The organism is Peptoniphilus faecalis (assembly GCF_012976305.1).
GTDB classification, from domain to species: domain Bacteria; phylum Bacillota; class Clostridia; order Tissierellales; family Peptoniphilaceae; genus Peptoniphilus_A; species Peptoniphilus_A faecalis.
In genome coordinates this window covers 74,729-100,643 of sequence record NZ_JABDSR010000007.1, presented here as the reverse complement: position 1 = coordinate 100,643, position 25,915 = coordinate 74,729, and the positions used below count along the sequence as shown (strand labels likewise).

General features: G+C 30.3%; 30 protein-coding genes. 29 read left to right on the top strand and 1 reads right to left on the bottom strand.

Going from position 1 to position 25,915, the window contains the following annotated elements:
* Nucleotides 1-6: 6 nt before the first annotated feature.
* The 22 genes from cutD (at nt 7) to HKO22_RS06065 (ending at nt 17,743) form a co-directional block, all read left to right on the top strand.
* Complete coding sequence (gene cutD, locus HKO22_RS06170; protein ID WP_169969303.1) at nt 7-957, top strand: choline TMA-lyase-activating enzyme; 951 nt, start codon at nt 7-9, stop codon at nt 955-957.
* Between the two features lie 8 nt (nt 958-965).
* Entirely contained in the window at nt 966-1,301 is a 336-nt protein-coding gene (locus HKO22_RS06165; protein WP_075659898.1) for a BMC domain-containing protein, read from the top strand.
* Complete coding sequence (locus HKO22_RS06160) at nt 1,298-1,738, top strand: EutP/PduV family microcompartment system protein (protein ID WP_169969301.1); 441 nt, start codon at nt 1,298-1,300, stop codon at nt 1,736-1,738. Before HKO22_RS06165 ends, HKO22_RS06160 begins: the two co-directional genes overlap by 4 nt.
* Nucleotides 1,738-2,256 carry a hypothetical protein gene (locus tag HKO22_RS10715; protein ID WP_211660219.1) on the top strand — a complete coding sequence of 173 codons (519 nt, stop codon included), beginning with the start codon at nt 1,738-1,740 and terminating at the stop codon, nt 2,254-2,256. Before HKO22_RS06160 ends, HKO22_RS10715 begins: the two co-directional genes overlap by 1 nt.
* Complete coding sequence (eutJ, locus tag HKO22_RS06150) at nt 2,243-3,076, top strand: ethanolamine utilization protein EutJ (protein ID WP_328818977.1); 834 nt, start codon at nt 2,243-2,245, stop codon at nt 3,074-3,076. Before HKO22_RS10715 ends, eutJ begins: the two co-directional genes overlap by 14 nt.
* Nucleotides 3,077-3,078: 2 nt before the next feature.
* Nucleotides 3,079-3,375: a BMC domain-containing protein gene (locus HKO22_RS06145; RefSeq protein ID WP_075659902.1), complete on the top strand. Its 297-nt coding sequence runs from the start codon at nt 3,079-3,081 to the stop codon at nt 3,373-3,375.
* Nucleotides 3,362-3,628: a EutN/CcmL family microcompartment protein gene (locus HKO22_RS06140; protein ID WP_075659903.1), complete on the top strand. Its 267-nt coding sequence runs from the start codon at nt 3,362-3,364 to the stop codon at nt 3,626-3,628. Before HKO22_RS06145 ends, HKO22_RS06140 begins: the two co-directional genes overlap by 14 nt.
* Nucleotides 3,629-3,638: 10 nt before the next feature.
* Nucleotides 3,639-4,505, top strand: coding sequence for a phosphate propanoyltransferase (gene pduL, locus HKO22_RS06135; protein WP_169969297.1), 867 nt, complete (start codon nt 3,639-3,641; stop codon nt 4,503-4,505).
* A gap of 181 nt (nt 4,506-4,686) precedes the next feature.
* Nucleotides 4,687-4,968 (top strand): ethanolamine utilization microcompartment protein EutM, encoded by a 282-nt coding sequence (gene eutM, locus HKO22_RS06130; protein ID WP_169969366.1) that lies wholly within the window; start codon nt 4,687-4,689, stop codon nt 4,966-4,968.
* A 35-nt stretch (nt 4,969-5,003) separates the two neighbouring features.
* Entirely contained in the window at nt 5,004-6,641 is a 1,638-nt protein-coding gene (locus tag HKO22_RS06125) for an acetaldehyde dehydrogenase (acetylating) (protein WP_075659904.1), read from the top strand.
* A 32-nt stretch (nt 6,642-6,673) separates the two neighbouring features.
* A complete protein-coding gene (gene eutM, locus HKO22_RS06120) occupies nt 6,674-6,949 on the top strand; it encodes an ethanolamine utilization microcompartment protein EutM (RefSeq protein WP_075659905.1) in 276 nt (91 codons plus the stop codon).
* 7 nt (nt 6,950-6,956) lie between these two features.
* A complete protein-coding gene (locus HKO22_RS06115) occupies nt 6,957-7,742 on the top strand; it encodes a tetratricopeptide repeat protein (protein ID WP_169969295.1) in 786 nt (261 codons plus the stop codon).
* Nucleotides 7,739-8,650, top strand: a complete 912-nt coding sequence (locus tag HKO22_RS06110; RefSeq protein ID WP_075659907.1) for a DUF4037 domain-containing protein — start codon at nt 7,739-7,741, stop codon at nt 8,648-8,650. The genes HKO22_RS06115 and HKO22_RS06110 overlap by 4 nt, the downstream gene beginning before the upstream one ends.
* Nucleotides 8,643-9,281 carry a DUF4125 family protein gene (locus HKO22_RS06105; protein ID WP_075659908.1) on the top strand — a complete coding sequence of 213 codons (639 nt, stop codon included), beginning with the start codon at nt 8,643-8,645 and terminating at the stop codon, nt 9,279-9,281. Before HKO22_RS06110 ends, HKO22_RS06105 begins: the two co-directional genes overlap by 8 nt.
* Nucleotides 9,282-9,298: 17 nt before the next feature.
* On the top strand, nt 9,299-10,165 hold the full coding sequence (locus tag HKO22_RS06100; protein WP_169969293.1) for a MerR family transcriptional regulator: 867 nt from the start codon (nt 9,299-9,301) through the stop codon (nt 10,163-10,165).
* The gene (locus HKO22_RS06095) at nt 10,162-11,247 is read left to right on the top strand and encodes a 1-propanol dehydrogenase PduQ (protein WP_169969291.1); all 1,086 of its coding nucleotides are present in this window, start codon (nt 10,162-10,164) and stop codon (nt 11,245-11,247) included. Before HKO22_RS06100 ends, HKO22_RS06095 begins: the two co-directional genes overlap by 4 nt.
* Nucleotides 11,248-11,492: 245 nt before the next feature.
* On the top strand, nt 11,493-12,572 hold the full coding sequence (locus tag HKO22_RS06090) for a hypothetical protein (RefSeq protein ID WP_075659911.1): 1,080 nt from the start codon (nt 11,493-11,495) through the stop codon (nt 12,570-12,572).
* Nucleotide 12,573: 1 nt separating this feature from the next.
* On the top strand, nt 12,574-13,452 hold the full coding sequence (locus HKO22_RS06085) for a mechanosensitive ion channel family protein (RefSeq protein WP_169969290.1): 879 nt from the start codon (nt 12,574-12,576) through the stop codon (nt 13,450-13,452).
* Entirely contained in the window at nt 13,439-13,663 is a 225-nt protein-coding gene (locus HKO22_RS06080; RefSeq protein WP_075659913.1) for a DUF951 domain-containing protein, read from the top strand. Before HKO22_RS06085 ends, HKO22_RS06080 begins: the two co-directional genes overlap by 14 nt.
* A gap of 1 nt (nt 13,664) precedes the next feature.
* Nucleotides 13,665-14,873: a threonine ammonia-lyase gene (gene ilvA / locus HKO22_RS06075; protein ID WP_075659914.1), complete on the top strand. Its 1,209-nt coding sequence runs from the start codon at nt 13,665-13,667 to the stop codon at nt 14,871-14,873.
* 57 nt (nt 14,874-14,930) lie between these two features.
* Nucleotides 14,931-17,174 carry a restriction endonuclease PLD domain-containing protein gene (locus HKO22_RS06070; protein ID WP_169969288.1) on the top strand — a complete coding sequence of 748 codons (2,244 nt, stop codon included), beginning with the start codon at nt 14,931-14,933 and terminating at the stop codon, nt 17,172-17,174.
* 125 nt (nt 17,175-17,299) lie between these two features.
* The gene (locus HKO22_RS06065; protein ID WP_169969286.1) at nt 17,300-17,743 is read left to right on the top strand and encodes an Hsp20 family protein; all 444 of its coding nucleotides are present in this window, start codon (nt 17,300-17,302) and stop codon (nt 17,741-17,743) included.
* A gap of 228 nt (nt 17,744-17,971) precedes the next feature.
* Here HKO22_RS06065 and HKO22_RS06060 read toward each other — a convergent pair whose 3' ends face one another.
* A complete protein-coding gene (locus HKO22_RS06060) occupies nt 17,972-18,907 on the bottom strand; it encodes a LysR family transcriptional regulator (protein ID WP_075659917.1) in 936 nt (311 codons plus the stop codon).
* A 121-nt stretch (nt 18,908-19,028) separates the two neighbouring features.
* On the opposite strand from HKO22_RS06060, the gene HKO22_RS06055 reads away from it, so the two are divergent.
* The 7 genes from HKO22_RS06055 (at nt 19,029) to HKO22_RS06025 (ending at nt 25,852) form a co-directional block, all read left to right on the top strand.
* Nucleotides 19,029-19,874 carry a fumarate hydratase gene (locus tag HKO22_RS06055; RefSeq protein ID WP_169969284.1) on the top strand — a complete coding sequence of 282 codons (846 nt, stop codon included), beginning with the start codon at nt 19,029-19,031 and terminating at the stop codon, nt 19,872-19,874.
* Between the two features lie 13 nt (nt 19,875-19,887).
* Complete coding sequence (locus HKO22_RS06050) at nt 19,888-20,442, top strand: FumA C-terminus/TtdB family hydratase beta subunit (protein ID WP_075659919.1); 555 nt, start codon at nt 19,888-19,890, stop codon at nt 20,440-20,442.
* A gap of 3 nt (nt 20,443-20,445) precedes the next feature.
* Entirely contained in the window at nt 20,446-21,663 is a 1,218-nt protein-coding gene (locus tag HKO22_RS06045) for a dicarboxylate/amino acid:cation symporter (protein WP_169969282.1), read from the top strand.
* Between the two features lie 341 nt (nt 21,664-22,004).
* Nucleotides 22,005-22,829: a triphosphoribosyl-dephospho-CoA synthase gene (locus tag HKO22_RS06040; protein WP_169969280.1), complete on the top strand. Its 825-nt coding sequence runs from the start codon at nt 22,005-22,007 to the stop codon at nt 22,827-22,829.
* Nucleotides 22,822-23,814, top strand: a complete 993-nt coding sequence (citC, locus tag HKO22_RS06035) for a [citrate (pro-3S)-lyase] ligase (protein WP_169969278.1) — start codon at nt 22,822-22,824, stop codon at nt 23,812-23,814. The genes HKO22_RS06040 and citC overlap by 8 nt, the downstream gene beginning before the upstream one ends.
* Nucleotides 23,801-24,313: a citrate lyase holo-[acyl-carrier protein] synthase gene (gene citX, locus HKO22_RS06030; protein WP_169969276.1), complete on the top strand. Its 513-nt coding sequence runs from the start codon at nt 23,801-23,803 to the stop codon at nt 24,311-24,313. Before citC ends, citX begins: the two co-directional genes overlap by 14 nt.
* Before the next feature lie 351 nt (nt 24,314-24,664).
* Nucleotides 24,665-25,852 carry an NADP-dependent isocitrate dehydrogenase gene (locus HKO22_RS06025; protein WP_169969274.1) on the top strand — a complete coding sequence of 396 codons (1,188 nt, stop codon included), beginning with the start codon at nt 24,665-24,667 and terminating at the stop codon, nt 25,850-25,852.
* The last annotated feature ends 63 nt before the right edge of the window (nt 25,853-25,915 follow it).

The window sequence follows — 25,915 nt, the reverse complement described above, 5'->3', positions numbered from 1 at the left end:
ATTAAAATGGACAGAGGATTAAATGAAGCACAACTTGAGAGGACTGCTAGGATATTTAATGTCCAAAAATACAATGTTCACGATGGACCGGGTATTAGAACAATAATATTTTTCAAAGGTTGTCCCTTGAGATGTAAATGGTGTTCTAATCCAGAAGGCTTAAAATATGAACATCAAGTTATGCTTAAAAGAAATGCTTGTATAAATTGTGGAGCATGTGTTCCTGTATGTCCTAAAAACATTCACTATATGGAGAATAGTGAACATAAAGTCCGTAGAGATATAAAATGTATAAACTGTAAAAGATGTGAAAAAGCTTGTCTTCAAAATGCAATTGAAGTAAGAGGAGAAGATAAAAGAATAACTGAACTTATAGAAATTGTAAATGAAGACAAGGACTTTTACAGAATGAGTGGTGGCGGTCTTACTGTCGGTGGAGGCGAATGTACAGCACAGGCAGAAAGTTTAATTTCACTACTTGAAAGTGCTCATATAGAAGGCATTAACACAGCGATTGAAACTTGCGGTTACACTGATATAGAAAAACTCAAAAAAATTAAAGAACATGTTGATTTATTCCTATTTGACATAAAACAAATGGATCCAATAAAACACAAAGAGTTAACTGGAGTTAACAATGAATTAATTTTAAATAATTTAAAATATTTACTTGAAAATGGTTCCCGAGTTAGAATCAGGATGCCAATCTTAAAGGGAGTTAACGATAGCTTTGAAGAAATACAAGAAGTTGTCAATTTCTTAGAGCCATATAGATTCTTTAAAAATTTTGAAGGTATTGATATACTTCCTTATCACAGATATGGAGTAGGAAAATACGATCAACTTGACATGGTTTATCCTATGGAGGGAGAGTTCTCTTTATCAGAAGAAGATTTAGACAATATTGAAAATTGGATAAGAAGTGAAAATATAGATGTAAACCTTGTTAGACATTAGGAGTGGGTATGGAAAATTTACAAAGAATTATTCAAGAAACTGTTCCCGGCAAACAAATAACATTGCTTCATTTAATATCTTCGCCTGATCCAAATGTAAATGACAGAATAGGGGTGGACGAGGGCTCTCTTGGGATTTTAACCTTAACACCGACAGAAAGTTCAATAATAGCCGCTGACATAGCTTCAAAAGCTGCAAGCGTAGATATTGCATTTGTAGATAGATTTAATGGAGCAGTATTAATTAATGGAGATGTCGAAGGAGTGCACACAGCTCTTGCAGAAGTACAAAGATATTTCAAGGAAATTTTAGGATTTAATGTTTGCGAAGTAACAAAATCATGAAAAGAAAATGGGTAATTGTTGGCAAAAACAATTCAGGTAAGACAAAATTAGCGGATTTTATAGAAAAGGATAGTAATAATAAAAAGGTTTCACTTGATTTATATTATAGGGACAAAACTATAGAGATTCCTGGTGAATATTTAGAAATGAATTATTTAAATAATGCGATTATAATGATATCTCAAAACCAAGCCTTGGGAACATTGTTTGTAGTATCAGCAGATGATGAGTTTATTTATCCGCCTAATTTTGCAAAATCTTTTACAAGAATATGTGCAACAGTAATTACAAAAATAGATTTAGTAGAAGAAATTAAATTAAAAGAAATACATGAAAAGGCATTAGAGATTGGAACAGAAAATATTTTTCTAGTTTCTAATAAGACACATGAAGGTCTAGATGAGCTAGAAGAATTTATAAAGGGATGTGAAGATTAGTGAAATTTATAACAGAGGATGATTTAAGAGATTTATATTTCAAAAGTCCTTTTACATCATATGAAATAAAACAAGGCACTCGCTTGACTCCCGGGGCTAGACAATTTTTAATCGACTTTAAAATTGATTTTAATATTAACAATAAAATCAAGAAAGCTTATAAAAAAAATTGTGAGGATAATATCATAGATGAAATTAATCTAGCCATTGATATAAAAGAATTTGCTCTGAGCATAAGGAATATAGATAAAAATTTTTCAGATAAATTATGTGACTTATCATACAAGATTTATAGTAATGAAAATTTAAATTGTGGCATAAGATTTAGAGAAATTAATCTAAAGAAAGAATTTATGAACATTAATTTAGATTTAAAATTAGCAGAAAAAATAATTAAATCTATAAGATTTGAAGAATATTTATCTAGTAAATATGAAGAAGATAATAATATTAAATTACTTAAAAATCTCATAAAATTATGGGCAATAAGAGATAATGAGGACGGTGATAGAAATTAATTTCGATAAAACAAATGAATTAATAGAAAAATTCGAAAAATCAATTACAAGTCCTAAGATTGATAAAAAGAAAAAGCTGTATACAGGAATTGATTTGGGAACAGCCTTTATTGTACTTGCTGTATTAGATGAAGATAAAAATCCAGTATGTGGAGCTTATGAATTTGCAAATGTAATAAAAGATGGAATGGTAGTAGATTACATTGGAGCTTGTGACATAGTTAAAAAGTTAAAAAAACAAATCGAAGATAAAATTGGTGTGGAACTTTTTGATGCAGGCGTGGCAATACCACCTAATACAGAAAGTTTAGATGGTGGAGTCGTAAAAAATGTTGCTGAATCAGCAGGATTTAATGTAGTAGATGTATTTGATGAACCGACAGCGGCTAATAAAATACTTAATTTAAGAGACGGGGCAGTTGTAGATATTGGCGGTGGAACAACAGGAATATCAATACTAAAAGAGGGTAAGGTAACGAAAGTAGTAGATGAAGCCACAGGTGGCACGCATTTTTCTCTAGTACTTTCTGGAGCAAATAAAATTTCTTTTGAAGAAGCGGAGCTTTTAAAAAGAGATTTTAAAAAGCATAGTGAAATTTTTCCAATTGTAAAACCTGTTGTAGATAAAATTATTTCGATAATAAATAAGGCAATTGAAGGCAGTGAGGTAAACGAAATAATTTTAGTTGGTGGTTCTGCTCTTTTAAACAATATTGAAAATTATATTGAAGATAATATAAAAATAAAAACATTAAAGCCAAAAAATCCAATGTTTGTAACACCTCTTGGAATTGCAATGGGAATTGTTGAAAAGAGGTAGATATGGATATTAGACTTATAAAGGCACCTGGGGAAAATACACTTAGGATAATAAGTGAAAGAAGCAAGTACAAAATTGAAAATAAGCCTGGAGCTATAGGGCTAGTACAGGGAAAGCTAATTGAAATGATATCAGCTTCCGATATTGCAGAAAAGTCAGTAGGAGTTGAAGTTTTTGATGTAAGGGGCTCTTGTCCTCAAAATTTTGTACTATTAGCAATAGTAGGAGATATGGAAGAAGTTAAAGTTGCCTTAGAAAATATCAGAGCTGGTGGTGATTTAAGAAATGGTAATTGCTAAACTTGTCGGAAAGGTTTGGTCCACAAGAAAATATGACTCGTTGAATGGTTTAAAATTCATGTTAGTTGAATTAACAGAAGGAGTGGACAAGGGAAAGAGAATTGTAGCAGTTGATACAATAGGTGCAGGTGATGGCGAAACTGTTTTAGTAACACTGGGTTCATCAGCAAGAGTAGGGCTTAGTGAGGGAAGTTCAACTATTCCAATAGATGCTTTAATTATTGGAATAGTTGATGAAGATTGTAAGTTGTAGGAGGTATTATATGAGGCTTATTACAGCAAAAGAAATCTACCAAGCAAAGGAAGAAAACAAGCCTATCTACATTGATAAAGATACAATTGTTACACCTTTGGCAAGAGATATTGCAAAAGAAAACAATGTTTCCTTTGAAGATGGTAGTAGCTGTAAAAAAGAAAAAGTTGAAGTTGTTGAAACTAAAGAATGCGCTTTATCAGAGGATGAAATATATAACATTTTAAAATTGGGAATTGAAAACAAGTTTTTTACGGAAAAAGATTTAGAAAACTTATTAGGTAAAGAAGATGAAAAAAAAACTTCACTTAATATTATTCCTGTGGGAATTAGTGGAAGACATGTACATTTATCTAAGGAGCATTTAGAAATACTTTTTGGAAAAGATTATGAGTTAACTCCAATTAAAAATTTAACTCAGCCTGGTCAATTTGCATCTAAAGAAACAGTAACACTTGCAGGACCTAAATCAGTTATAGAAAATGTGAGAATTATAGGGCCTGTAAGGAGTAAAACACAAGTTGAAATACTTACATCAGATGCTTTCAAATTGGGATTAAAACCTGTTGTGAGACTTAGTGGCCATTTAGAAGGCACACCTGGTATAACAATTATAGGTAAAAAGGGTACTGTGGTTTTAGATGAAGGTGTAATAGTTTCTCAAAGACATATTCACCTCAATGAAGAACAAGGTCGCGAGAGAAATTTAAAAAATGGAGATGTAGTTAAATTAAGAACAAGAGGTATCCGCTCTGCAATACTTGATAATGTAAGCGTAAGAGTTGGAGATAATGGTTACTTAGATTGTCATCTGGATCAAGAAGAGGCAAATGCTCTAGGTCTTAATTCAAAGAGTTATGTTGAAATTGTGAGGTAAGTAAATGGCAGAAGAAAAAAATAAAGATGGGCTTGGCGAAAATAAAAAAGTGGAGTCAAATCCTGCTCAAGCAAGAGAAACAGAGGCAAAAGCAAAACCTCAAGAAGTAAAAGAAGAAGTAAAAAAAGTAGTTAATAAAAACACAAATAAAAAACAAGAAGAAAAAAAGGAGATAAGAAAAATGGCACAATTAGACGCATTGGGAATGATTGAAACTAAAGGATTAGTAGGAAGTATTGAAGCAGCAGATGCAATGGTAAAGGCAGCTAATGTAACATTAGTTGGCAAAGAACATGTAGGTGGCGGACTTGTTACAGTAATGGTTAGAGGAGATGTAGGAGCAGTTAAGGCAGCAACTGATGCAGGTGCAGCAGCAGCTCAAAGAGTTGGAGAACTTATCTCAGTTCACGTAATTCCAAGACCACATGTAGAAGTAGAAACAATACTACCTCAAGTAAAATAATTTTTAGAAATTTATAGCGTGGAAAGAAGGTAAATATGTCAGAATTTGATTTTGATCTTTCTTCAATTCAAGATGCTAGAGACTTAGCTAGAAAAGGTCTTGTAGCTGAAGAAAAATTAAAAAACTACACTTTTGAAGAAATAGACAAAATTATAAAAGCCATTGCAGAGGCTGGAGAAGCCCATGCAAAAGAACTTGCTGAGCTTGCAGTAGAAGAAACAGGCTTTGGGAAAGTAAAAGATAAAATTTACAAAAATCACATGGCGAGTGGGCTTTTATATGAACAAATTAAAAATGAACAAACAATAGGGATTATCGCTGCAGATGAAAAAGCTCAAACTTTAACAGTGGCTGATCCAGTTGGATTAATAATGGGAATTGTACCATCAACTAACCCAACGTCTACAGTTTTATATAATGCAATGATTGCAATTAAATCTCGCAATCCAATTATATTTAGCCCGCACCCAAAGGCTGCAAAGTGTTCACTTCGTACAATTGAAATAGTAAATGATGCAGCAGTTAACGCCGGAGCACCAGAAAACATTGTTCAGGGACTTTCAAAACTATCCATGGAAGCAACAAATGAATTAATGCACTCAAAAGAAGTTAAGCTTATCATTGCAACAGGTGGTCCAGGAATGGTTAAAGCAGCATATAGTGCAGGAAAACCAGCAATAGGAGTTGGAGCAGGCAATTCACCAGCATATATTGAAAGATCTGCAGATGTTAAAAAAGCTGTTAGAAATATAATGGCTTCAAAAACTTTTGATAATGGAACAATTTGTGCATCTGAACAAAGTATAATTACTGAAACATGTAATAGAGATGAAGTTATTAGAGAACTTAAAGCTCAAGGTGCATATTTCATGAACAAAGAAGAAACTGATAAAGTTTGTAAACTTCTATTCAAAAATGGAACTTCAATGAATGCAAACTATGTTGGTAGATCAGCAAAAGTTATAGCAGATGCAGCACATATTAATGTAGGTCCATATACTAGAGTATTAGTTGGAGAACAATTTGGAGTAGGTCCAGAATTTCCGCTATCTTACGAAAAACTCACATCAGTTTTAGGGTTTTATACAGTAGAAAACTGGGAAGAAGCTTGCGATCTTTCCATTGAACTTTTACAAAATGGCATTGGACATACAATGAGCTTACACACTGAAGATAAAGAAATTGCAAGAAAGTTCTCAGTAAAACCAGCAAGTAGAATACTTATTAATACTGGTGGAACAATGGGTGGTACAGGTTTATCAACGGGACTTCCAATCGCACTAACACTTGGCTGCGGAACAATGGGTGGTTCAAGTGTATCTGAAAATGTTGGACCAAAACACTTAATCAATATTAAAAAACTTGTATATGGAATTAAAGATGCATATACTTTAGTAGAAAATGATGAATTATTTAAAAAGTATCATCCAGAAGAATTTGCAAACTATAGTACAAATAATTGTGAATTAACATTTGATAATCTTGCGGGATTAAAAAATGATAAATTACCTGAATATAATAGTTCAAAAAATTATTTTGAATATAGTACAGGATGCAATGTATGTAAAGACAATAAAGAAGATAAGAGACCAAGTGTTACTGAAGAAGGTCTTGATTTAGAAGCTTTACAAAAAATGTTGGACGAGTTAGTACACGCTTTTAAAGGCGAATAATAAATATAAAATAATAAAAAAGGAGAATAACAATGAACGAAGCATTGGGAATGATTGAAACTAAAGGATTAGTAGGAAGTATTGAAGCAGCGGATGCAATGGTAAAGGCAGCTAATGTAACATTAGTTGGCAAAGAACATGTAGGTGGCGGACTTGTTACAGTAATGGTTAGAGGAGATGTAGGGGCAGTTAAGGCGGCAACTGATGCAGGTGCAGCAGCAGCTCAAAGAGTTGGAGAACTTATCTCAGTTCACGTAATTCCAAGACCACATGCAGAAGTAGAAACAATTCTACCACAGGCAAAATAATAAGTTTATGTATGATTTAGTAAACTTTTATAATAATCTTAAAGTAAAGTTTAGTAAATCAAGTGCCAATGAAATATTAACATTTATGATTTATGAGCTTAAATCTGCCATAAACTTGAAGGATACTGACGCAATAATTTTCATAGGAAATGAACTGGGAAGTTATCTTAGAGTTATGGCAGAAATTAAAAGCTCATATAAAATTTATGAAACAATTAAATATTTAACTCTTAAGAAATATGGTTGCAATTCTAAGGAATATGCAACTATACTATTAAATTTAGCTGATGTAGATATAGTAGATAAAAATTACACAAAAGCCATTGAAAGATTAAATAGATCTGAAGAGATTTTAAAAGATCTAAATGAAAAATACTTAATGGCGACTATGTATAACAATAGAAGCTCAGCATATAGAGGACTTAATAATTATAAATCGGCAAGAAGGGATATAGAAAATGCAATTAGACTTATAGACAATAGGGATAAAATTGCAATATCAAGGATTAATCTTGCAGAAGTTAAATTACTCGAAGGAAATTTTCTAGAGGCACTTAATGATATAAGAAAAGTTATAGAATATTACTCAAATGAAAACCCAAGGGACATTCATTTTGCAAATGCACTCTCAACAGCAGCAAATATATTTTATAAATTACGAGATTATGATAGGAGTATAGAGTTTTACAAATTGGCATATACTAAATTCCATGACAAATTTGGAAATTGCGAGATGACAAAACTATTACAAAGAAATATTGAAAAAGTAAAAATAGAGAGGAATAAATATTGAAGGGTATAGAATTATCTAAGAAATTTTTCAATGAGTATTGTTTAGGAGAATTAAATAATAAGGCACCGCACTTAATTGATAAAATAAATGTAGGGCTAGTTGGAGAAGGTTCTGAATGTTTCTTCCTCGATGATGAAATTTCAAGGGATCATGACTTTGACAAGGGATTTTCTATATTTATAGAAGAAAAATATTATAAAAAGTATAAAGATTTACTAGAAAATTTATATCGTGGATTTTTTGGAGATGAATTTATCCATAATCCTAGAAAGGGTGTAATATGTACAGAAAATTTTTATCAAAGATACACTAATAAAAGAAACATACCCATATCAAATGTCGATTTTTTAAACATAAGAGAGTCCTATTTATCGGTTGCAACTAATGGAGAAATTTTCTTTGGTAGAGATAATCTATTTATGGAAATGAGAAAATATTATAAAAACTTCTATCCAAGGGATGTATTATACAAAAAACTCGCAGCATATTTGTTTCAAATGGCACAATCAGGTCAATATAATTTATTTCGATCAATAAAGAGGAAAGATAAAATAGCAGTGTTTTTTGCAAAAAATGAATTTATAAGTGGAGCATTTGGTGCCCTTTATTTACTAAGTGAAAACTATATGCCTTATTACAAACTCCGCAAAAGGTATTTAGAATCGAAAAATTATTATCCGCCTGAACTTTTTACAGATTTAGAAATTATAGCAACAGAAGAGAATGAAGAAAAGCTATATTATTTAGTTGAAAAAATATCGATTTATATTCTAAATATTTTAAAACTTAGAGAGATAGTAGATACTAGAGATAATTTTTTAGTAAAGGCAGCAGAGGATGTTACGAAAAGAATAAAAGACCCAAGGATAGCAACAATTCCAATAATGAAGGGGAACTTTAATGTATAATATTTTTGACTACATAGATGAAAGAAAATTAAATAAAATAAATTGTGAATTTAATATTGAAAAAAGAGAACTAGAAATTATAAAAGATATTATAAATATAGAGTGGAATTTCTTTGATAAAGTCAAGGGAATGCATGGACGAGCAATATGCCAAGATAGTCCAGTAAACTTTATAATAAATAGAATGGCTCAGTATCTAGCATATAATGAAAAAATTTGTCTATATATTCGAAGAGATTATAAAAATTGTCTAGAAAAAGGAATTAATCCTGTATTTGGAAAGTATGCAAGGATGATGCAATTTACTGATATCAATAGGTATGAAGAAATAAAAGAAAAATTGCCTAATATTTCACCAGTAAAGCAATATGCTTTGAAGGAAATCAGCGATATATTTCACATTGGTTTGGTAAATATCGAGAAAAAACTTCCAAAAACAACTGAAAAAGCTAGACCTATTAAGTCAATTGATAATAAAATATCTTCAGTAGGATATTTTATCTCCGAAATTTCTTTTTATAATCTTGAAACAATTTGGCTTATAAAAAATCTAATTATAAAAATAAAATCAGAAAATTTTATAGAAAATATCTATAGGAATACCATGGAGTTAAAAAATATATTGTCTTAGAAAGGGAGTATATTATTATGATAGAAAAACTTTATTCAATTGGAGAAATAGCGGCAAAGACAGGGGTAACGACTAGAACATTAAGGTATTATGAGGAAATAGGATTAATAGAGCCTGATTTGATTAAAGAAAATGGATATAGGTATTATTCTGAAAGAACAGCAACTATTATACCAGTCATAAAATATCTTCAATTTATGGATTTTAATTTAAAGGAAATTAAAGATTTCATAGATAATGGAGACTACGAGAAAAAGATGATAAGTTTTAAAACTGCCATTGCAAGAACAAAAGAAGAAATAAATAAACTTAAAGCAAGAATTGCAGTAATCTCAGATTGGGATAAATTAATTAATGAAAGTGTAATTTTTCACTTAATAAACAAAGAAGTACCAATAAAAGTTAGACGTCATGAAAAAGTAGATGTAATTAAATATGATATGGACTTTGACTTTGATTATAAAAAATTGATTTTAAGTGTGGATTTTGCGAATTTTGTAAGTGAAAATAACACTACAATAACAGATTCAGTAATGGCGTACTATCCATCTTTTAAAAAGAGAATTGAAGATGAGAAAAATAAAAACACAACACCAGTAGTTTGTTTGCAAAAAACTGTTAGCAAAATTGAGAATATAGAAAACATGACAAGAATCGAAGAAGGATATTATTTATCTACATATCACCTAGGAGCATATAATAATATTATTGATTCATATATTAGAGCTGAAAATTATGCTAAAGAAAAGGGATATACTTTAAAAAATGAAGCAATAGAAAGATTTGTATTAGATTATTGGACAACAACAAATGAAGGGGAATTTGTAACAGAAATACTAATACCGATAGAAAACTATGAAAAATTTAGAGAGGAACAAGAATGACATTTTCAGTAAAAACTAAAATTTACAATACAGAAGATAGTTTAAATATATTCGAAGAACTAGATTACAAAAGAGTATTGTTTATAACAGATCCCTTTGTAGTTGAAAGTAGAATGATTGAAAAGATCACTTCAAGACTTAAAAGTGAAACTTCATATGAAATATTTAGCGATATAAAACCAGACCCTACAATTGAACTAGTAAATAGTGGAGTTAAAAAACTACTTGAAAAAGATTATGACTTAGTAGTAGCAGTAGGTGGAGGATCAGCAATAGATGCAACTAAGGCAATAATATATAAGGTTTATGAAAAAACTGGAAGCAAAAAAACCTTTGTAGCAATACCTACAACAGCAGGCACAGGATCAGAAGTAACAAATTTTTCAATAGTAACAATTGGAGAAAAGAAAGAAGTACTAATAGACGACTTGCTATTAGCAGATTATGCAGTACTTGTGCCAAGCTTTACTAAATCAGTACCAAACTTTATCACGGCAGACACAGGAATGGATGTGCTTACACATGCAATAGAAAGTTTAGTATCAAATAAAGCAGATAGATTTTCTAAAATTCTGTCAAAAGAAGCAATTAAACTTGTATTTAAAAATTTACCCATAGTATATGAAGATGGATTAAGAATGAAATCTAGAAAAAATATGCTAGAAGCATCGACAATAGCGGGGATTGCATTTACAAATGCAGGACTTGGAATAAACCATTCACTAGCACATATACTAGGGGGAGTCTTCCATATATCGCACGGAAGGCTAAATGCAATACTACTTCCATATATAATTAAATATAATATGGAAAAAAGTGAAAATGCAAGAAAAGAATTAAGAGAAATATCTAAAGAATTAGGATTAGATCATGAGTATCATTTAATAGAAAAAATCGAAGAATTAAATAGAAAATTTAACATTCCAAAAAATCTAAGAGAGCTAAATAAAATAGATGAAAAAGAATACTTTGGGAAAATAGACTATATGTCAGAAGTAGCATTTAAGGATAGATGTACAGCTACAAATCCAGCACTTGTAACAAAAATAAACTTAAAAAATATTTTTAGGGATATATACTAAGATTAAAACTCACGTCGCAGCGTGAGTTTTTAATTTATGCCATCTATTAAAAATTTACTCCAACAGATATTATAAAAGCTAAATTATTTAAGGAGAAAATGAATTTTAAAACACAAGTATTATAAGTTGATATAATAAATAAAGGTCTTATTTTACTAGGCAGATAATTCGCAAAGCCTCTTTTTAATTGCAAAAAAATGCAAAAATAAAGGGAGAAATGGTATAATAAAATTAGGAGTGATATTTTGAGATTAAAGAAAAATCACACAATAATTTTAATTTTATTAATAATTTTTTTTGGATTTATATATTTTAATCATAAGAATTTTTCAAGGGAAAGAACTATAATAAGACTTAAAGGTGTGAGTGTAAATGAACCGATAGAGGATTTTAGCATTGCATCAAAGTCCGTTTTTTTGTGGGCGGACCCAGTTTTATACATTACAGATAGAGATGGCAATATTATAAAAAAAATTCAGAGAGAAGACGAAAATATTAAGGTATTTTTTGCAAATAATTATGCTTTTTTATACGAAGAAGATCTAGGAAAGGTTCAAATGTACTCTGAAACAGGGGAACTTCTTTCTACAATTGATGTAAAGGGCGAAGTTTTTAATATTTCCTACGAAAATGCAAATATTATTTTTCACATAATTGATGAAAAAAATGAGATTTTATACTTATTGGGAAATGATTCTACACTAACGGAAATTTATAAGACGGGAAATCAAATTTTAACTCACGATGTTTTAGATCCCAAGAATCTATCTATTGCAGAGATAAAAAATGATGCTAGTGGATATAGTTCCCTTCTTTATTCTCTTCACAAGGGAAATAAAAAGAGTGTGGTGTTAAACCATGAAATAGTGTTTTTTGTAAAAAAAGACAAGAGATCTGTCCTTGCTCTTACTGACAAGTCAATTTATAGATTTATGGATGCAGGCAAAAAATATGAGGGAAAAGTCCCAAATATTTCCGATGTATTAGTGGACGGAAGAAACACTTATCTTCTTCACTCAGGAATTATCACAAAGTATGATTATGTGTTAAAGCCTGGTGACAAGAAAATAATAGCAGCGAATGTCAATAAAATGGAAAATGTTTCTGGTTCAATATATGTTTATGGACCTAGTGATGTTGGTGGAGAAATAGGAAATCGTGGAGAATTTTACACTAGGCTTGGATATTCTCTTGATAAAATAAAAATGAACGGACTTTTAATAGGTGCACTTCGAAATGGCGAGTTAAATTTATATTCAGTTGTAAATTCAAATTCAGTGAGAGACGATGAGAATAGAATAGAGACTACTTATAAAGAGGTGTAGAGTGAATTTAGATAAGAATACAGACACTGTTGCAAATGAGGCTGATGCAGCACTTCAGTCTACCTTTGCAGGACTTGGTTCGTGGCAAAGACTTGCGGTTGTCGCTGCAATAATAATTGGAATTTTTATAATTTTACAAATTATTAATAGATTTATAAATAGACAATTAAATTCAAATAAAATAAAGGGAAAGGGATCTTATAATAGAATTGTTACAGTTACAAAATTATTTGAAAGAATAATAAAAATTGTTTTAATTTTTATTGGAGTTACAATAATTATGAGTGTATTTGGCATTTCTATTGCACCTATACTTGCAACTCTAGGTGTGTTTTCCTTGGCAATTGGCGTTGGTGCACAAAACCTTGTAAAGGATGTTATCAATGGTTTTTTTATTATATTTGAAGATCAATATTCTGTCGGCGATTTAGTTGAGATAGAGGGAATTGAAGGCATTGTTGAAGATGTAGGTCTTAGAGTAACGAAGGTTCGAGACTTTGGAAAAATTCTTCACATAATCCCAAATAGCAACATCTCCATTGTGTCAAATAAGGAAAGGGCAAATGTTAGGACGAAAATTGATTTTTACGTTGATAATTCTTGCGATCCAAGTTTTGTTTCTGAAAAAATAAAAGGAACAATAGAAAGATACAAAGATGATGCTAGGATAGTGATGGGCCCAAATCTTTGGGGAGTTACTGAAAATGCTAAGGATTCATACAAGATGACTCTTGTTTATTATACAAAGCAGGGAGAGCAATATGAGCTTGAATATGCAATTAGGGCAGAAATTTTAAAAACTATGCAAAGAGAAAATATTAAAATGCCAATTGTTAGAAATAAACTGATACAAAAGGAGGATAGTGATGCTTTATTATAATTTGGGAGATATTGTAACCTTAAAAAAAGGACATCCTTGTGGTGAAAATAAATGGGAGATTGTTAGAAAGGGTGCCGATATAAAGTTAAAGTGCCTTGGCTGCGAAAGGCTCATTTGGATGAGTCGTATGGATTTTGAAAAAAGGGTTAGAAAAATTCTAGAAGATGATAAATTTGTAAGTATAGTCCATCACAAGAAAGAAGGGGAATAGTATGGATGTAAAAGAAATTTATGATGCTAAGGAAAGACTAAAGGGTCATATTAAAGAAACGCCAGTAGTTTATGCACCTAATTTAGGTGAAGATGTATATTTAAAAGTTGAAGTTCTGCAAGACACAGGTTCTTTTAAATTAAGAGGAGCTTACAACAAAATTGCGACGCTTACTGACGAAGAAGCTGAGAAGGGAGTTGTAGCTTGTTCTGCAGGCAATCACGCACAAGGTGTGGCAAAATCTGCTACTGAAAGAGGAATAAAATCAATTATTTGTATGCCTTATCATGCACCACTTTCAAAAGTTCAAGCTACAAAAAATTATGGAGCAGAAGTTGAACTTATAAAGGATTCTTTTGACGATGCAGCGGCATATGCAGCAAAACTTTCGAAGGAAGAAGGATTGACTTTTATTGCTCCTTTTGATGATGAAAAAGTTATTGCAGGTCAAGGAACTATTGGACTAGAAATATTAGAAAAGATCCCTGATGTAGACATAATAGTAGTGCCAATTGGTGGCGGTGGACTTATTTCTGGAATTGCACTTGCAGCAAAAAGTATTAATCCTAATGTAAAGGTAATTGGCGTACAAACTAAAGTATCTCCAAGTATGTATGAATCAATTAAAGAAGGTAAAATTTTAACTGTAAAGGGAGGAGCAACTATTGCAGATGGAATTGCAGTAAAAACTCCAGGAAAAATTACTTATAATATTGTTAAAGAATATGTAGATGAAATAGTTTTAGTAACTGAAGGAGAAATTTCATCAGCAATACTAACACTTCTAGAAAAAAATAAAATTATAACAGAAGGTGCAGCAGCATCAACTGTGGCAGCTCTAATGTACAAGAAGTTTAGCCACATAGGCAAAAAAGTTTGTTGTGTACTTTCTGGAGGAAATATTGATGTAACAAGAGTTTCAAAGGTTATTGAAAAGGGTCTTTACAAGACTAATAGAAGAATGGAACTTAAGATTAAATTAAAGGATCAACCTGGTGAAATGACACGTGTTACAAAGTTATTGGAAAAAGAAGGAGCAAATATAGTAAAAATTGCTCAAGACATCGATGTAGTGGGAGACACAATCGATTCTATGATAGTAAGCATAGTAGTTGACACAAAGGATAAGGATCATCAAGAACAAATAATAACAGAACTTAATCAAAACTTCTACGTATTTAAAGCAAATTACAACGATACACAATTTTAACAAAAAGAGGGTTTGCCCTCTTTTTATTAAAATTAGTATTAAGCTAAGGAGGGAAAAATGGAAAACAATAATTTAAGTTTTTTTGATAGCGATAGTGGGTTAAAGAAAATAAACACCATACATATATTAAAAGATGGAAAAGAAGAAGACTTATCTATTGAAAAAATTTTTGACAAGGAAAAGTATAAACATTTTTTAGGAATAACTTATTCCATTTCCCCTAAATTTGTAAATGAATTTTTAAAGGAATTTGAAACTTCTGAAATTGTAATTGGAATTGACAATGACAGGGTAAAAAATTCAATTAATGAATTGGCAAAGCATTTAAAAGATAGAATTTTAGAGCAGATAGAAGGAGATCCAATTAAATTTTATCAAGAGCTAGACATGGAGTCTAAATTTAATTTAGATAAAGGAAATTTAAAAGTTTGGGTATCCGCAGCTTACATAATACATTCAAAATTTTATCTCATGTGGAATGATAAAGGCGAAAATCGAGTTATACTTGGATCTGCAAATTTATCAGAAAGAGCCTTTGACAAAGAAAGCTCTCAATTTGAAAATATTGTAATTTTTGATGATTCAAATTTATTTAATATATATAAAAAATATTATAAAGAAAATTTGTCTCAAGTCCTTTGTGATTATATTCCAAGTGAACTAAAAAAAATAAATTCAAAAAATTTTAAAAATATAAAGAATATTGATGAGATAAACGCCGACGAAATTTTTATAATTTCTAATGATGATTTGGGAAAGATTAAAGAAAAAGCTGCCGTAGAAATTATTGACGACCTAAGAGACAAATTGGCTTTAGGAGTATACAAAGATAAAATTATTACTGAGATTGACAACATTTCTGTCGACAGAGAATTTGTCAAGAATGAGAAAAAGAAAGAAAATATTGCAGAAGATGTTGCCTATGAAATTGTTAATGAAATTATAAATAAAAGGAAAAAGGATCCAGAAATAAAAAGCAAAAATATAATTACAAATCAGGTTAAGCAAAAAGTAGAGAAAATTATTGTAAAAAAGATAGAAGCAAATAAAAATCTAAAAAGATATGGGCTCTACAATAGACCTGATTTGCGAAACACCAAAAATAACAAAACTGGACTTTTCGTCATATCTGATCTCGACAATAATATAAGTATTCCCTTTGGGAAAAGAGCGACTAAGGAAGAATTGGCAGATGCCTTAAAAGTTTTAAATAATTATATAAAGGGATTTGAAAATTATTCTAATAGATATACAGATGATTATGGAAAAAGAGTTTTTGAAAGTTTGCTATGTACTTTTACTGGTCCCTTTATTCAAGAATTAAGGTCAAAACTTGAAATTGAAGAAAATAGATTGGACATACCCCAATTTATTATAATTGGTGGAGATGCAGGAAGTGGAAAATCATCTTTACTCTCTATAATGTCAAAACTTACGGGAATAAATAAAGGCGACTATTATCAATGGGAAGCCCTACTAGGTCAATCGCAAAACAAGGCAAAGAGAGAAAGGCTAGATACTATTCAAAATTGGATTCTTGAAAATAATGTAAATCCCATACTAGTAGATGAAATCGATAGCGACTTTTTCACAAAAACAAATTATGGAAGAGATTTTATAGTAAATATTTCCAATCTTTGCGTTAGAAATGACGAACCCTATCCAATTTTTATAGGAACGACCAATACAAAATCTTATTCACTGCCAAAAGAGGCGAGGAGAAGAAGTTATTATTTAATAATTGATAGAGAGATCTCAAAAAATTCCGAAGCTAAGGAATTTTTTAAAAATATTTATGAAAATGTGGACAATACTTTGTTTTTAGACTTTTGTTTTAGAATGGCAGAGAGATTGGAAAGCTCCTCAGATTATAAATGGGATAATTATACAGAAGAAAGCGGCTTTGACTTTTTATATAATTCCAGAGAAATTTTTAAAGAAATTTATGAAGAAGCAGAAATGCCACTGCCAAGATATTTTCCAGAGAAAAAATACAATGATGATAGTGAAAGCAACAAAGAAAATTGGAGAAATCTTTACTTAGGTTCTAAAAATGATTTTGTGTACGACGACGATACGGGACATATTTATTACAATATTAAAAAATTAAATGAAAATGATAAATATTATGGAACGAGTACGGCACAAATTTATGCAGACGCATTGCCACAAGAAGTTTGCGTCAATAGCGTTCATGGTGCAGTCAATATTGGATTATATACTGATGAATTTTTTGACTGGATAGAATTAAAAAATCCCTATAAAAAGAAGTCCTTTCTTGAAAAAATCTTTGGAAAATAATTTTAACGAAGGTCAAAAAAAGTCAAAAAAAGTATTGACATTCTTTGACTTTAGGTTTATACTAAAGATAGTTAGCAGAAGAGCTAATAGGCTGCTAATAATTTAATAAAAAAGGGGAGTTTTAAATGAGTATTAGACCATATGAAAAAAATTATTTAAGAGATACAAGATTTGACGATTTTTATGACATGATTGATTCTTTCTTTAACGATGATTTTACGCCTCAAAGGGCAATGAAGTCTGCAACTTTTAAAGTTGATGTGATCGATGAAGAAAATGATTATAAGGTAGAGGCTGAACTTCCTGGATTCAACAAAGATGAAATTGATGTTGACTTTGAAGAAGGTAATCTTACAATTTCAGCTGAAAAGAATGAAGAAGTTAATGAAGAAAATAAGGAAAGAAATTATATTCATAAAGAAAGAAAGTCTTCAAAAATGGTTAGAAGAATGTTCTTTAAAGATGTGGACGAAGAAAATATGTCTGCGAAACTAGAGGGAGGAATTTTAGAAATTATTATTCCTAAAAGAGCTGAAGAAAAGAAAAACAAAAAAATTGAAATTCAATAATCTTTTTAGTTAATTTTTCAAGATTAAAATTAGATAATTCATAATAATAAAAAATAAAATAATTTAGGGACTGTTGCAAAAGTCCTAAAATAAAAAGGCGAGGAATAGAAAAATCCTCGTCTTTTTTGATGCAATGAAATCACGAAAAACAAAAAACACAATATCTAAACTTAAATAATTGATAAAAAAGATGTTGCAGAGTACAATCATCTATTCTACAACACTTTTTTATTTTAAGTTGTAGAAATTTTGCATTATTCTTATAAAATTTTTCACAGCATAACTTTCATAAACTTGCTTTTTCCTAACTGAATAAAATTTTCTATGAGAATTATTATAGTCTAAAGAAAAATAAGATACATTTTCACTATATTCTATGGGCAGCATATAAGAGCCAATAAAAGTTGCACCTATTTCATTTTTACATAAACTGTGAGCTGTTGATAATTGATCTACATACATTAATATTTCATAATTCGACTTATTCGTTTTAAGCATTTCAGTAGATCTTTCATATAAATTATTGTAAGGGTTTAATAAAATATATTTTAAATTTTCAAAATCAGACAATTTCACTCTTTTTTGGGAATAGTTTTTATCCATTATATCTTTTTTGGTAAGCCTATATTTTAACAAAGATTTATTTACATTTTTATTAGGAAGACATAATAAAACTTCGTCATCAAATACAGGGTTTAAATCATAAGTATTAAGCTCTAAATCACCGCAGTTAAAGGATAGATCTATTTTATTTTCATTTAATAATTCTAAAGATTTTGGAGAGCTATTTTCTATTAAGGACACTTTTATAAAGGGATATTTTTCCATGAAAATTTTTAATATGGGAGCTAAAACGAAGTTATTCATATAATTTGTAGCTCCTATAACTATACTTCCCACCTCTAAATTCTTTATGTCGTTAATTTTAGTTAAGGTATTTTTTTCAATTTCTAATATACTTTCTAGTCCTTTAATATATACAATTCCTACTTCTGTTGGCTCTATTGGATATTTACCTCGATTAAATATTGGAGCTCCTAAATTACTCTCAATTTTTTTTACAGCTATGCTTAGGGCAGGCTGTGTTATAAAAAGTTTTTGTGCAGCTCTTGAAAAACTTTTTTCTTCATAAATTTTTAAAATATACTTATTTTCAACTTCCATTTAAATCACCTTATAAAATTTAATTATATTATCATAAATATCATTAATTTGATTATATAACTATTGGATGCTAATATCAAATCAAGGAAAACATTATTATTAATCTTAATAGGAGGAAGATATGGTTAGAGTAATAAACACAGAGGAATTAATTCCAATAATAAGTGATTTGGTAAAGAAAGCATGTTATGAATTAAGTGAAAATGTTTTAGAAGCATATAAAGGAGCTTTTGAAAAAGAAGTATCCCCTTATAGTAAAGAAACGCTAAAGCTTCTGATAGACAATGCTGAATATGCAAAGAAAGAGCAGATAGCCTGCTGCCATGACACAGGAACGGCTGTAATTTATTTAGAGATTGGTCAAGATGTTAAGTTTGAAGGTGAGTATTTAATTGATGCAGTAAATGAGGGTGTAAAAAGAGGATATGAGGAAGGATATCTTAGAAAATCAATTGTTGCAGATCCCTTAAATAGAGTAAATACAGAAACAAATACACCTGCAGTTGTGCATACAGAAATAGTTAAGGGAGATAAAGTTAAAATAACTGCAATGCCTAAGGGTGGAGGCAGTGAAAATATGGGAACTTTTACAACTTTAACACCTGGCGAAGGGATTGAAGGTGTTAAAAAATTTGTAATTGATTCAGTAAAAAAGGCTGGCGGAAAGGCTTGTCCACCTATGATTATTGGAGTTGGCGTTGGAGGAACTATGGATAAGTGTACGGAGATTGCAAAAAAATCTTTGCTTAGACCAATAGGTAGTCATAATGAGAATCCAATTTATGCAAAATTAGAAGAAGACTTATTGGAAGAAGTGAACAAACTTGGTATTGGGACACTTGGCATGGGAGGAGTTGTAACAGCTTTAGATGTTCATGTTGATTATTTTCCTTGTCATATTACAGCTTTACCAGTTGCAGTAAATTTTCAATGTCATGCAAGTAGACATGCATGTAAAACTATTTAATTTGGAGGATTTTATGAATACTTATAATATGGAATTACCTTTAACAAAAGAGGATGTAAAAAAACTTAAAATAGGAGATATTGTTTATTTAACGGGAGATGTATACACTTCTAGAGATGCTGCACACAAAAGATTTAAAGCATGTATTGAAAAAGGAGAGGAACTTCCAATTGATTTAAAAGATAAGACGATTTTTTATGCAGGGCCTTGTCCTACAAAGCCAGGTAGAACAATGGGCTCAATTGCTCCAACAACTTCGGCAAGAATGGATCAATATGTAGAGATGACATTAAAACTTGGAGTTACTGCTATGATAGGAAAGGGAGACAGAGCCGATTATGTTGCTGATTTGTGCAAAAAATATGGTGGAGTTTATCTTTTAAGCATAGGCGGTGCATCCGCTATGATTTCTAATCAAGTAAAGTCTTGTGATGTAATAGCTTATGAAGATTTGGGAACAGAGTCGATAAAAAAATTGTATGTCGAAAATTTAAGGGTAATAGTTGGAATTGATACTAATGGAGATGTATTTCAAAAAAGAGAAATAGAAAAATACAGAGAGGTGTAATATATGGGATTTATTTTTAAGCCATGGAAAAATCTTAGCCTTTTTAAGAGGATAATGGTCGGATTTGTATTAGGTATTATTGCAGGTTTTATATTTGGCGAAAAAGCATCCATGTTTAATTTTTTGGGGACGATACTTACAAATTTATTAATGATGGTGGTAGCTCCCTTAGTTTTATGCCTTTTAGTGTGTGCTGCAGGAGATATGGGGGATGCAAAGAGACTTGGAAGAATTGGTATTAAGTCGGTAGCTATTTTTTTATCCTCAACGGCTCTAGCTATTGTGTTGGGACTTGTTATTTCTAATTTAATAAATATAGGATCGGGAATTTCAATAAATGTAGATATCGCAAAAGTTGAGCAAAAAGAAACTGTGTCAATGCTTGATACATTAATAAATATTATACCGAAAAATATATTTAAATCTTTAGCTGAAGGAGATTTGTTGCAAATAATATTTTTTGCTTTGATTTTTGGATTTTCCTTATCTAGGCTTGGAGATACTGGAAAAAAATTATTAGACATTTTTGAAGCGGGACAAAAATCTATGGAAAAACTAACTGATATAGTGTTGCAATTTACTCCTTATGGAGTTTTTGGATTAATGGCCAATGTTATTGGAACAAATGGGGCGGATATATTAATACCATATTTAAAATCAATAGCAGCTTTATATTTATCATCACTTATCTATCTTATTTTTGTTCAAGGAATTTTAATGGTTGGGATAATTGGGAAAGTTAATCCAATTAAATTTTTTAAAACTATGAAGGAACCAATGGCCTTTGTTTTTGCAACTTGTTCTAGTGTTGCTACAATACCTCTAAATCTTGAAAGTGTTAAAAAGCTTGGAGTAGATGATGAGACTGCAAATTTTGTTATTCCCTTTGGCGCTGTAGTTAACATGAATGGTACAGCAATATATCAAGCGGTGGCAGTTGTTTTTACAGCTCAAGTGTTTGGAATAGATTTAAGTTTTACGGAGCAAGCTATGGTAATGTTAACGGCAACATTAGCATCAATAGGGACAGCTGGAATTCCTGGTTCAGGATTAGTGATGTTAACCATAGTTTTGTCTTCAGTAAATCTTCCCATGGAAGCCATAGGACTTTTAGCTGGGATTGATAGGATATTAAATATGGGTAGAGTAGTTCCTAATATTGTAGGAGATGCAGCTACATCAATAATAGTAGCTAGGACAGAAAAAACTTTAAATAATTAGTAATTGTGTAAAAGAAAACCTACTTTTTAGAGGCATCCTTTTAGAGATTAAAGGATGTCTCTTTTTTATATATTTTGTTTACTATTTATAATTTAGATTATCTTTATTTGTTTTAGCAAAATTATTTTTTAGATGATAAAATTAAAAGACCCTTGATGTTTCACTTTTATCTTTTGGCATATATAACAAGGAGCATAAAAATAAGCATTGCATCTTAAACATAAGTCTACTCATTCTGCACCTATTCTGATAATTTATATCCTCAATATAATAATGAGAGTTTATGAAAATAATAGGTAGATGAAAAAATTTTTATTTATTATAATGAAGGCGGAGGGATTATGTTAAACTCAAGTATTATTGCAAGACTCTCAACTTATGCGTTAATCTACGAAGTATCACTTAGTCCAAAACCGGGTCTTGTAACTTTGTTAGATTCCGGTGCACATAAAGATATGGATTATATAGATTTTTTAAATTCAGCTTTGGTACTACATGATTATTTTAAAATTGCTTACGAACTTGGCGAAAATTCATCTGGAGAAGATTATGATGAGCTTAGGAAATATGGAATTGTTTACGAAAAAAAGATGAAAGATGCAACTCATGGAGCAAACACTCACAAAGGGATTATTTTTTCCTTGGGACTTATGGTCTATGCAACTGCAATTGAAATAAAAAGAAAAGATTTTTCCTTTGAAAAAATCATTTCAAGAGTTTCCTATTTGAATCGTGGAATTACTAGAGAACTAAATAAAAAGATTGCTACAAGTCATGGTGAAGAAAACTATAAAAAATACGGAGTAAAGGGAATAAGAGCAGAGGCAGAGAAAGGATTTTCAAAGGCTCTACTAGGTCTAAAATTTTTAAAGGAAGCTGAAAAAAATATAAACTTTGACTATGCTCTTACGGGAACTCTTTATTATTATATGTCTTTTATTGAAGATTCAAATATTATAAAAAGAGGAGGATTTGAAGGATTTAAATTTTTAAAGGAAAGTGCAAACTATGTTTTAACAAATAAACTTTACGAGACAAGTTGGGGCATGGTGGAGATTGAAAAAATAAATAAGGAGTTTAAAAGGAGAAATTTAAGTCCTGGAGGTTGTGCTGATTTTTTAATTTTAACTCTTTATTTATATCTATTGGAGGATTACATTGATTGAATATAAAGAAGTAATGAATTTCGAGAAAGGGAAAGTTGAAAAATTTTTAAAAAGATTTGATATAGATTACGAGAGGGACATTGAGTACACAATTATAGCGGTGGATGGTGATAAAATTGTGGGGACGGGCTCATCGTCTGGACGAGTTTTAAAATGTTTTGCCATTGAAGAAAGTTATCAGGGCATGGGCATTACTAATGCTATAATCACAAGACTTTTGAATCACCAATATGAAGTGGGAAACAAGCATCTCTTCATTTTTACAAAGCCAAAGAATGTAAAAATATTTTCTGATTTTGGATTTTCTATAGTCGAAGAGACAGAAGATGTGGCACTACTTGACAATAAAATAGAGCAACTCCAGTGTATTCTAAAAAACATTAGCGATCATAGAGAATCTGGTGCCATTGTAATAAATGCAAACCCAATGACTAAGGGACATCTATATTTAATTGAGACTGCGAGAAAGTTTACGGATCTTCTTCACATCTTTATGGTGGAAGAGGAGGGTTCGACATTCCCCTATAAGTTTAGGTATCAAATAGTGAAAGAAGAAGTGGAAAAATTTGACGATGTAATTTTGCACCCAGGTAATGACTACATTATTTCAAAAAATACTTTTCCAACATATTTTTATAAGGACGAAAAAACAATTTTGAAAGCATATTCAGAACTTGACACGAAAATTTTTGGAAGATACTTCGCAAAGGCGTTAAATATCAAAAAAAGGTTTGTGGGAACAGAAGACATAGACATTGTAACTAAAAATTATAACGAGACTATGAAAAAAATTTTGCCAAATTATGGAGTTGAGTTAGTGGAAATCGAGAGGTTAAAAAGTGATGAAGAAGTAATCTCTGCATCAAAGGTGAGGAAACTTCTAAAGGAAAAAAAATTTCAAGAAGCCTATAAGTATTTGCCAGCTGCTACAATAAAGGCACTGAAATCAGATGAAGGGCAGAAAATAATAAATGAAAGACTCTAAAATAGTTCGCATGCAAAAAATGCTTGATGCAAAGGAAAAAAGATATTATAAAATAAAGGCTCTGACGGAAAAATTTAACTCCCCAGTGCTTTCCTTTATGCTAAATATTCCCGGCGAAGAAAAAAACTTTAAGGAAGCAGTAAAATTTCATAGAGATTATATAGAAAAAATAAAAAAAATTTTGCAAGAAAATAGCATCAGCATTCTTGAAGAAGAATACAATAATCTAAGGACGGGAATGGAGTATATTGCTGCCATCGATTGTAATGGAAAATTTGTAAAGAAAAGGATGATAGATCTTGAAGAAAAAAATTTTGGAGGAAGACTTCTTGATATAGATATTTATGACAAAGATTTTACACAAATTTCAAGATCAAGCTTAGGACTTTCAGAGAGAAGGTGTATAATTTGCGGGGATGTGGCAAGGACTTGTATAAAAGAAGAAAGGCATAGTATAGAAGAACTTGAAGAGAAAGTGCTAGAAATTTTAAAACTTTAATTTAAAGAGTTACACTTAAAGATAATACGACCTTGGAAAAATTTAATAAAATGTTATTGTAAAGGATTTGTTTTAATGCAGATGGCAAATAAGCTTTTGCAAAAAATATTTTGATTAATATATGCTTTGCTATAATCAATTTTATTAAAGAAAGTTTTTTGTAGTATTTAATAAATCAAAAACTTTTTAAATACTATAAGAGAATCATCCTACATCTTTTAACTTTTTTAATTTTAGCATATATTTTCTTTTTAATAGATTTTTACATAGGGTGAGGCTATATCAAAACTTGTTTTTTGATATTAGTCTTATATAAAAGCTTTTGATAGAATTTTATAAGAGGTGAATATATTGGCAAAAATTAAAATGAAAAATCCAATCGTAGAAATGGATGGAGACGAGATGACGAGAGTCATCTGGAAAGATATAAAAAAAGAATTGCTTGAACCATATATTGATTTAAATCTTGATTATTATGATCTATCGATAGAAAACAGAAACAATACTTATGATGAAGTAACAATTGATTCGGCAAAAGCTGTCGCTAGGCATCACATAGGCGTTAAATGTGCAACGATTACAGCAAATGAAGATAGAGTAAAAGAATTCAATTTAAATAAAATCTACCCTTCTCCAAATGCTACAATAAGAGCATATCTTGATGGTGTAATGTTTAGAGAACCCATTATTTTTGATTGTTTAAACATTTTAATCCCTACTTGGAAAGAGCCAATAGCAATAGCAAGGCATTCCTTTGGAGATATATATGTTTCAAAAGCTTTAAATGTAAAAAAAGGCGATGAATTAACAGTTTCAATCAATGGAGAAGACAAATATTCTTATAAACCTGATTATGACGCTATTTTTTTAACTCAATATAATAAAGTTAAGTCAATCGAAGATTTTGCTCATGTATCCTTCAAATACGCTATTTCTAAAAACATGAATTTAATTTTTTCAACTAAGGACACTGTAGTTTTAGGATACGATTCTGTTTTTAAAGAAATATTTAATGAAACTTATAAAGAATACAAAGATGAGTTTGAAAAAAGAGGATTAAATTATCATTACTACTTAATAGATAATGCCATAGCACAAATAATGAAATCAAAGGGAAATATTCTATGGGCTTTAAAGAATTATGACGGAGATGTGATGAGTGATATGATTTCTGCGGTATATGGATCATTATCTCTAATGGAATCATCAATTATTGGCAATGGCACTTATTTGTATGAAGCAGCACATGGAACTGTAACTGACCATTATAGAAGATATCAAAAGGGAGAAATTCCATCCACAAACTCTGTTGCTCTAATATTTACTTGGGCATCTGGAATTGAAAAAAGAGGTCAGCTTGATGGAAACAAAGAATTAGAAGATTTTGGAGTAAAATTAAAGAAGTCAGTTAGAGATACTATTGAAAGTGGATTTATAACTGGTGATTTAATATCAAGCTATAATAAGAGTGAATATGTAAAAGTAAATTATTTAGAATTTATAGAAAAGGTAAAAGAGTTTTTAGATAAATTAATATAATATTATTATATAGCAGGCGAAAGCTTGCTTTTTATTTTAATAATTGAAAAGATTAACAAAAAG

Excerpts from the sequence above, each read along its gene's own strand:
- HKO22_RS06160 (WP_169969301.1), top strand. The coding sequence starts at position 1,298 with ATGAAAAGAAAATGGGTAATTGTTGGCAAAAACAATTCAGGTAAGACA.
- eutM (WP_075659905.1), top strand. The coding sequence starts at position 6,674 with ATGAACGAAGCATTGGGAATGATTGAAACTAAAGGATTAGTAGGAAGT.
- cutD (WP_169969303.1), top strand. The coding sequence starts at position 7 with ATGGACAGAGGATTAAATGAAGCACAACTTGAGAGGACTGCTAGGATA.
- HKO22_RS06095 (WP_169969291.1), top strand. The coding sequence starts at position 10,162 with ATGACATTTTCAGTAAAAACTAAAATTTACAATACAGAAGATAGTTTA.
- HKO22_RS06055 (WP_169969284.1), top strand. The coding sequence starts at position 19,029 with ATGGTTAGAGTAATAAACACAGAGGAATTAATTCCAATAATAAGTGAT.
- HKO22_RS06115 (WP_169969295.1), top strand. The coding sequence starts at position 6,957 with ATGTATGATTTAGTAAACTTTTATAATAATCTTAAAGTAAAGTTTAGT.
- HKO22_RS06100 (WP_169969293.1), top strand. The coding sequence starts at position 9,299 with ATGATAGAAAAACTTTATTCAATTGGAGAAATAGCGGCAAAGACAGGG.
- HKO22_RS06070 (WP_169969288.1), top strand. The coding sequence starts at position 14,931 with ATGGAAAACAATAATTTAAGTTTTTTTGATAGCGATAGTGGGTTAAAG.
- HKO22_RS06050 (WP_075659919.1), top strand. The coding sequence starts at position 19,888 with ATGAATACTTATAATATGGAATTACCTTTAACAAAAGAGGATGTAAAA.
- HKO22_RS06040 (WP_169969280.1), top strand. The coding sequence starts at position 22,005 with ATGTTAAACTCAAGTATTATTGCAAGACTCTCAACTTATGCGTTAATC.
- HKO22_RS06080 (WP_075659913.1), top strand. The coding sequence starts at position 13,439 with ATGCTTTATTATAATTTGGGAGATATTGTAACCTTAAAAAAAGGACAT.
- HKO22_RS06125 (WP_075659904.1), top strand. The coding sequence starts at position 5,004 with ATGTCAGAATTTGATTTTGATCTTTCTTCAATTCAAGATGCTAGAGAC.
- HKO22_RS06060 (WP_075659917.1), bottom strand. The coding sequence starts at position 18,907 with ATGGAAGTTGAAAATAAGTATATTTTAAAAATTTATGAAGAAAAAAGT.
- pduL (WP_169969297.1), top strand. The coding sequence starts at position 3,639 with ATGAGGCTTATTACAGCAAAAGAAATCTACCAAGCAAAGGAAGAAAAC.
- HKO22_RS06065 (WP_169969286.1), top strand. The coding sequence starts at position 17,300 with ATGAGTATTAGACCATATGAAAAAAATTATTTAAGAGATACAAGATTT.
- HKO22_RS06165 (WP_075659898.1), top strand. The coding sequence starts at position 966 with ATGGAAAATTTACAAAGAATTATTCAAGAAACTGTTCCCGGCAAACAA.
- eutM (WP_169969366.1), top strand. The coding sequence starts at position 4,687 with ATGGCACAATTAGACGCATTGGGAATGATTGAAACTAAAGGATTAGTA.
- HKO22_RS06105 (WP_075659908.1), top strand. The coding sequence starts at position 8,643 with ATGTATAATATTTTTGACTACATAGATGAAAGAAAATTAAATAAAATA.
- HKO22_RS06145 (WP_075659902.1), top strand. The coding sequence starts at position 3,079 with ATGGATATTAGACTTATAAAGGCACCTGGGGAAAATACACTTAGGATA.
- citX (WP_169969276.1), top strand. The coding sequence starts at position 23,801 with ATGAAAGACTCTAAAATAGTTCGCATGCAAAAAATGCTTGATGCAAAG.
- ilvA (WP_075659914.1), top strand. The coding sequence starts at position 13,665 with ATGGATGTAAAAGAAATTTATGATGCTAAGGAAAGACTAAAGGGTCAT.
- HKO22_RS06140 (WP_075659903.1), top strand. The coding sequence starts at position 3,362 with ATGGTAATTGCTAAACTTGTCGGAAAGGTTTGGTCCACAAGAAAATAT.
- HKO22_RS06045 (WP_169969282.1), top strand. The coding sequence starts at position 20,446 with ATGGGATTTATTTTTAAGCCATGGAAAAATCTTAGCCTTTTTAAGAGG.